Consider the following 5,407-nt stretch of genomic DNA (forward strand, 5'->3'; position numbering starts at 1 on the left):
GCGAGATCACTCGTCTTATGCCGATCTTCTTAGAGCTACGAAGAAAATTTCCAGAGATCCGTCCTCTGCTTGTCATTCCCGCTTCATTTTCAAGAAACAAGATAGCCAAGCTCTATATTGGAAATCGTGAATTTGAAGTAGTACGTGATACACATGAAGCACTTAGACGTGCAGAGTTTGCCTTCATCTGCTCTGGAACAGCAACCCTTGAAGCAGCACTCATAGGTACCCCGTTTACACTGGCTTACATCGCCAAAAAGGTAGACTTTTTCATTGGCACGAAAATGCTTGGTATCAAACAGGTTGGCTTGGCCAATATCATCCTTACCAATTATAATAATACAACACTTCATAATGAGATCCTGCAAGAAGAGGTCACAGTTGACAACTTGCTTAAAGAGTACTACAATACAGACCGTAAGATCTTCGCCCAAAAAGCAGAAGAATTAAAAACATATCTTTCTCATGGAAGTTCTGAGAATGTTGCTAAAATTATCATGGAGAAATGAGGAAAATGAAATATATTTTTTTTATACTAGCTGCCTTACTACTTAGTGGCTGTGGCGCAAAAGTGATCGCTTCAACGCATAAACAGGTTATGATCGGAAATGCCTCACCATATAACATGGATGATGCGTTAGAAGAGGCTGAGGAAGAGTGTCAAAAATATCATAAGCATGCCGTTTATGTCCCTGTTGATCTCGGATACCAGGTAGCTGGTTATAGCTGTGTTGATGAGTAAAATGACGCTTCAGCTCATCAAAAAAATGAGGACATCTCTGTGTTAGTACATATTTGCTGTTCTGTGGACAGTCATTACTTCTTACAAAAACTTCAGGCTGAATACCCTGAGGAAAAACTCACAGGATTTTTCTATGATCCCAATATTCATCCCTACTCTGAATATTATTTACGACTATTGGATGTAAAGCGTAGCTGTAAAATGCTTGGTATTGATCTTATAGAAGGAGAATATGATGTGGAGAACTGGCTTGAGGCCGTACGTGGTTTGGAACATGAACCTGAAAAAGGTACCCGTTGCAGCATTTGCTTTGATCGCCGTTTTGAAGTCTCTGCACAAAAAGCCAGTCAGATGGGAGAAAGCACCTTTACCTCTACCCTGCTCACAAGCCCTAAAAAATCTCTCAAACAACTGCAAGTAGCAGGAGATGCATTGGCAGAGCGCGAAGGTATATCTTTCATTGCTCCTGACTACAGAAAAGCCTCAGGAACACAAGAACAAAATATCTTAGCCAAAGAAGATGCACTCTACCGTCAGGATTATTGCGGGTGTATGTTCGGGCTCAATATACAGCGTGATCAACAAGAGAAACTTGCAGATGAACTTTTTGTACCACTTTCAAAGCAAATACAGCCAGAATCCATAGAAGAACGTATCCAGATGTATGAGAAACGTTGGGAGATGGAAGAAGCGAATATTCCTCATAAGATCATCAAACAACGCTTTTTGAATTGGCGTTTAATGATGGGGCAACTTCGTATACGTAAAGAAGTCGTTCCGGCACACTTTTTACCCTATTCCACACTCAAAAAAGAATACACTAGAGGCAAGATAGAATATCATATTGGTGAAATCCATCACATGAACCGTGATGAAGTTCGTTTTATTACACTCGATCATTACAATGACCTCTCAAACAGTAACTACAAAACAGTTACGGAGCTCATCTTCTCACCTCCTGCATTTAGCAAAGAAGTGGAATTACGTACAAAGCTTGGGGTCACTCCTTATGATCTATCTATTATACTCGTTGTGAAACAGATACCCACAAACAAGATAGAAATCCTTTGTCAAAGTAAAGTCTACAGTGACGTTAAAGAAGTATTGATCACAATATAAACCATTTTTTACCAATATTTGGATAAAATAAGAGAATTTTCAAATAAGGGTTTTTTATGCTTTATGACGTTGTAGATATACAAAATATATTACCACACAGATATCCATTCTTACTAGTAGATAGAATTACAGAACTTACGCCAGGCGAGTATATTGAAGGTCTTAAAAACGTCTCGATCTCTGAGCCGGTCTTTCAGGGACATTTTCCTGGTCATCCGATCTACCCTGGTGTAATGATCATCGAAGGTATGGCCCAGGCTGGTGGTGTATTGGCTTTTAAAAGTATGGATGCAGATAGCCAAGAGGAGATAGAAAACAAAGTGGTTTACTTTATGAGTATCGATAAAGCAAAATTCCGTTCGCCTGTCACACCAGGTGATCAACTAATATACAAAATAGATGTGATCAAACACAAAGGTGCCGTATGGCAGCTTGATGCAAAAGCATATGTAGATGATAAGTTAGTTGCGCAAGCTGAACTTAAAGCCATGATCGTAGACAAATAGGTCTTCTGATGTCTTTAATTCATGCTTCAGCAGTTGTAGAAGATGGTGCTATCCTAGGAGAGAATGTCTCTGTAGGCGCTTTTGCTTATATCGGTCCAAACGTAAAAATAGGTGATAACACTACAGTGGCTCCTCATGCTGTGATCGAAGGCCACACCACCATAGGTGAAAATAACCGTATTTTTCCTCACTCTGCTGTAGGTACCATACCCCAAGATTTGAAATACGCTGGTGAACATGTAGAGCTCATCATTGGTGACAACAATACCATCAGAGAATTTACCCTCCTCAACCCTGGAACCGCAGGTGGAGGTGCTATGACCAAGATCGGTAACGGTAACCTTCTTATGGGTTATGTACATTTGGGACATGATGTGATCATCGGAGATAATTGTATCCTTGCAAATGGAGCAACCCTTGCAGGTCATGTTGAGTTAGGTAACCATGTCGTGATCGGTGGACTTACACCTGTACATCAGTTTGTACATATCGGTGACTTTGCAATGATAGGTGGTGCCAGTGCATTGTCACAAGATGTACCTCCTTTCTGTTTAGCTGAAGGTAACCGTGCAAATTTGAGAGGTCTAAATCTTACAGGCTTACGTAGAGCAATGGAAAGAGATGAGATCAACGCACTCAAAAGTGCCTATAGAGAACTATTTGAAGAAGGTAATCCGCTACAGGACGTAGCAGATAATATTTTAGAAAGTACCACATCAGAAAAGGTAAAACAACTTTGTGAGTTCATTAAGAGCTCTAAAAGAGGGATTCCCTTTACAAGAAAAACAAATGAGGATAACAAATGACAACTAAAGCATGCAGCTTTTGTGAAGCACAAGAGAGTGAAGAAAATCCACTCATTGCTGGTGAAAGTGCCTATATCTGTTCAAACTGTGTAGTTTCTGCTTACAAAATTCTTTTTGGTGAAGAAGAACAAGAAGAATCACTAGCAGACTTGGAGTCAAGAACACTTTATACACCTAAAGAGATCAACGCACTACTTGATGATTATGTAATTGGTCAAGAAAAAGCAAAAAGAACTCTTTCAGTTGCTGTATACAACCACTATAAACGTATATTTAAAGACAACATTGAAGATGATACACAGATCTCAAAATCAAACGTACTTCTCATAGGACCTACTGGTTCTGGAAAAACGCTCTTGGCACAAACCATAGCCAGATTTTTAAATGTACCGATTGCTATAGCAGACGCAACCAATCTTACAGAAGCCGGATATGTAGGTGAAGATGTAGAAAACATTCTTACAAAACTACTCATGGCCGCTGATGGTGATGTCAAACGTGCAGAACAAGGTATTGTATTTATAGATGAGGTAGATAAGATCGCTAGAATGGGGGAAAACCGTTCTATTACACGTGATGTTTCTGGAGAAGGAGTACAACAAGCTCTGCTCAAGCTGATTGAAGGTTCAGTAGTGAATATTCCACCAAAAGGTGGACGTAAACACCCTAACCAAGACTTCATACAGATAGATACGTCTAATGTACTCTTTATCTGTGGTGGTGCCTTTGATGGATTAAATGATATACTAAAAAGAAGACTTGGAGCCAATACACTCGGTTTTGGTCAAGAAAAACGTTCTAAGAAAGATGAGGAGAATCTTCTGCATTTGGTAGAAGCTGACGACCTTGTCTCTTATGGACTTATTCCTGAACTTATCGGTCGTCTTCATGTACTCGCTACACTTGGTGAAATTTCACAAGAAGACATGGTACGTATTTTGGTAGAGCCTAAAAACTCACTTATCAGACAGTATCAAAAACTTTTTGAGATAGATGACGTAAAACTCTCTTTTGAAGATGATGCTCTTGCACTTATAGCAAAAAAAGCCATTGAAAGAAAAACAGGAGCAAGAGGATTACGTTCTATTCTTGAAGAGATCTTGTTGGACATCATGTATGAGTTACCTGAACTTAGTGGATATGAAGTTGTTATCACCAATGATGTTGTTGAATCAGGGGCAAAACCTTTATATATTAAAGACAAAAAAACAGCATAAAACAGTAGTAAAAAAAGGATATATGAATGTTTAAAAGATTATTAGGAATGTTTTCTAACGATTTAGCGATCGACTTGGGAACAGCAAACACACTTGTACTTGTAAAAGGACAAGGTATCAGTATTAACGAACCTTCAGTGGTTGCTATCCAGTATGATAAACATGGTAGAGAGCGTATTCTTGCTGTAGGACAAGAAGCAAAAGACATGGTGGGTAAAACTCCAGGAAATATTAAAGCTATTCGTCCTATGAAAGATGGTGTTATCGCCGATTTTGAAGTCACGGAAATGATGATCCGTTATTTCATTGAAAAAGCGCACAAAAGAAAAGGTTTCTTCTCTCCACGTATCATTATCTGTGTACCTTATGGTCTTACTCAGGTTGAGAGACGTGCAGTAAAGGATTCTGCTGAAAATGCAGGTGCAAGGTATGTATATCTGATAGAAGAACCTATGGCAGCAGCGATCGGTGCAGGTATACCTGTAAAAGACCCTAATGGTAACCTGGTTGTTGATATCGGTGGTGGTACTACTGAGATCGGTGTTACTTCTCTAGGCGGTCTTGTCATTTCCAAATCAATTCGTGTGGCAGGTGACAACCTTGATCAAGCGATCATTGATTACATCAAAAAGAACTTTAACCTGCTTATCGGTGATCGTGTTGCAGAAGAACTTAAAATTAAGATCGGTACTGCGATTCCGATAAAAGAAGAAATGACCACTACCGTTCGCGGTAGAGATCAAGTTGAAGGAAGCCTTGCTTCTATTGAAATCTCATCTGAACATATCAGAGCAGCGATGAAAGATTCATTGGAAGAGATAGCAGAAGCACTCAAAGATGTCCTTGAACAGACACCACCTGAACTTGCAGGGGATATCGTAGAAAATGGTATCGTATTGACTGGTGGCGGTGCACTTATCAGAGGTCTTGATAAATATCTTTCAGATATTGTTAAACTTCCTGTTTATGTTGCTGAAGAGCCTCTTCTTGCTGTTGCAAAAGGTACAGGTATTGCAC

At 39.5% G+C, this 5,407-nt stretch carries 6 protein-coding genes and 1 pseudogene; all 7 read left to right on the forward strand.

What is annotated here, in order from left to right:
• Nucleotides 1-509, forward strand: a pseudogene (locus WBM70_RS06515) (lipid-A-disaccharide synthase); the annotation flags it as partial.
• Between the two features lie 5 nt (nt 510-514).
• Entirely contained in the window at nt 515-742 is a 228-nt protein-coding gene (locus WBM70_RS06520) for a hypothetical protein (protein ID WP_424557693.1), read from the forward strand.
• 39 nt (nt 743-781) lie between these two features.
• Nucleotides 782-1,861, forward strand: coding sequence for an epoxyqueuosine reductase QueH (locus WBM70_RS06525; protein ID WP_424557694.1), 1,080 nt, complete (start codon nt 782-784; stop codon nt 1,859-1,861).
• Between the two features lie 56 nt (nt 1,862-1,917).
• Nucleotides 1,918-2,367, forward strand: a complete 450-nt coding sequence (fabZ, locus tag WBM70_RS06530) for a 3-hydroxyacyl-ACP dehydratase FabZ (protein ID WP_424557695.1) — start codon at nt 1,918-1,920, stop codon at nt 2,365-2,367.
• A gap of 8 nt (nt 2,368-2,375) precedes the next feature.
• The gene (gene lpxA, locus WBM70_RS06535) at nt 2,376-3,173 is read left to right on the forward strand and encodes an acyl-ACP--UDP-N-acetylglucosamine O-acyltransferase (RefSeq protein ID WP_424557696.1); all 798 of its coding nucleotides are present in this window, start codon (nt 2,376-2,378) and stop codon (nt 3,171-3,173) included.
• Nucleotides 3,170-4,390 (forward strand): ATP-dependent Clp protease ATP-binding subunit ClpX, encoded by a 1,221-nt coding sequence (clpX, locus tag WBM70_RS06540; RefSeq protein WP_424557697.1) that lies wholly within the window; start codon nt 3,170-3,172, stop codon nt 4,388-4,390. The genes lpxA and clpX overlap by 4 nt, the downstream gene beginning before the upstream one ends.
• Nucleotides 4,391-4,416: 26 nt before the next feature.
• Nucleotides 4,417-5,407: rod shape-determining protein (locus WBM70_RS06545; protein WP_424557698.1), on the forward strand; the 991-nt coding region annotated here is incomplete at its 3' end.

Origin of the sequence: Sulfurovum sp., assembly GCF_049668085.1 — a bacterium.
Lineage (GTDB): Bacteria > Campylobacterota > Campylobacteria > Campylobacterales > Sulfurovaceae > Sulfurovum.